Origin of the sequence: Streptococcus mitis SK1080, from assembly GCF_000220085.1 — a bacterium.
Taxonomy (GTDB): Bacteria; Bacillota; Bacilli; order Lactobacillales; family Streptococcaceae; genus Streptococcus; species Streptococcus mitis_K.
Genome location: NZ_AFQV01000031.1, coordinates 1 through 1,866, shown reverse-complemented (window position 1 = coordinate 1,866; position 1,866 = coordinate 1). Strand labels below are relative to the sequence as shown.

Sequence of the window (1,866 nt, the reverse complement as noted above, 5' to 3'; positions counted from 1 at the left end):
ATAGATATATTGGTAGCAGGTCATCTGAAAAATTTGTTGAAGGCATCAAATTTTTTACCTCAAACGGAAATTATGAAGTAATTAATTATCCTAAAGTTCATATACAAAATGGTATCTCTAAGAATAAATCTACTCACTATAAATATAAATATTTAGTTAGGATTATGAAGCATATTAAGAACGAGATGCAGGAGCTAGGATTGACAAACGAACGCATTTCTTCATATTTGATAGAATGTTTGGTCTGGAATATACCTGAACAGATGTTTTTCAATAGTAATAGCTACACAGGGTTGTTACAGCAAGCGTTATATTACATAGTGTCTCAAGTGAATTTAAATTGGGTTGAAGTAAGTGGAATGTATTACCTTTTTCGTTCAGAGCAGAAATGGAATTTACAGGATACAAAAACTTTTTTAGTTAGAATGATTGAATTTTTGGATTATAAATAAAACTTATGAATGAACAGCAGAAAAAATTTTTGAATATTACAATATGGGTTTTTGCAATTTGCTTGTTATTAAGATTGTTAATAAGTGGCCAAGAGATTGCAGTGAATCTTAAATCTGATATTTTGGCATTGGTATATTCAGCCATTGGGTATATTGGTGAAGCTATATCAGTTACAGCAATTATTATGGCTATTTTTGAAAAAACAGCATGGCGGTGGCCATTACTATCTAAGATTCATAATGTTCCAATTTTATTTGCGAATTATGTAGGTAGTTTCAAGACGGACTATGATCAGAATGAAAGAAATTGTGAACTTACTATTGAACAGTCATTTACGACTATTAAAGTTAAGTTTAAAACGGGTGAAAGTTCGAGCCATAGCATTACAGCATCAATTATCAATGATAATGGAACACAAAAATTAATTTATACATATTTAAATAGCCCAAGGGCTGAATTGCAAAGTCCTATACATTATGGGACGGTAATTCTTGATATTGATAATCCAAATCAACTAGAAGGAAATTATTATACTAATCGAGGAACCAAAGGTTCAATGAGTTTTGAGATAAACAACCCTTCTCGCTAGTTGGATTTGTAAAGATTTAAATAAAGAAAGAAGAACTAACTATCGGAAACTTGGCATAGATGTAACAATACTGTATATTAACGAAGCCGTAAATACTCGCATTAGTTACGTTTAATAGTTTAATACGGATATTCAGCAGCTTTGATTTCGTTTCACAGTATAGGTAGTAACCGTCAAGACATGTGGAGGCGGTAGTTTTGATGTCAAAAGTTGCAACCAGTGAATAAATGAAGTGTAGAAAATAACGGCTTGTTCAATTCAATATATAATGAATTACCGGCACCCAAACCAAAGAAAAAGAAATAATTAAATTAGAAGTTGAAGGGGGGAAGAATGAGAATCGGAGTTATTCAAGCAAGTTCGCAAGCGACCAAAAATCAAATAATCTATGATGCTGTATTAAAGTATGCTCCAAAGAAATCTGAGGTTATAAATTTTGGCTGTACGATGGAAGAAAATGAAAAATACTCGTATATAGAAATTTCTATTCTTATAGGTATCTTGTTGGCAAGTAGGACAGTTGATTTCGTTGTTACGGGCTGTTCTTCCGGACAAGGAATGATGCTTGCTTGTAATAGTATGCCTGATGTCATTTGCGGATATGCACCTACACCGAATGATGCCTATTTATTTGCTCAGATTAATAATGGAAATGCGATATCATTACCATTAGGTGAAAATTATACATGGTCAGGTACTGAAAATCTTGAAAGAACAATAGAAGCTCTTTTCTCGGAGCCATTTGGACAAGGATACCCCAAAAGTGAGGCAGAGAGAAAGGTAAGAGATGCTGAGAAACTTAAAGAAATAAGAAGAATCGGGCA

General features: G+C 32.8%; 3 protein-coding genes. All 3 read left to right on the top strand.

What is annotated here, in order from left to right; genetic code table 11:
- A partial coding sequence (locus HMPREF9957_RS0102775; protein WP_000308879.1) for a nucleotidyltransferase-like protein occupies positions 1–452 on the top strand: 452 nt, incomplete at its 5' end.
- A 29-nt stretch (positions 453–481) separates the two neighbouring features.
- Positions 482–1,042, top strand: coding sequence for a Cap15 family cyclic dinucleotide receptor domain-containing protein (locus HMPREF9957_RS11945; RefSeq protein WP_239682018.1), 561 nt, complete (start codon positions 482–484; stop codon positions 1,040–1,042).
- A gap of 333 nt (positions 1,043–1,375) precedes the next feature.
- Positions 1,376–1,866, top strand: a 491-nt coding sequence (locus tag HMPREF9957_RS11940) for an RpiB/LacA/LacB family sugar-phosphate isomerase (protein ID WP_001219735.1), incomplete at its 3' end; no start/stop codon positions are given.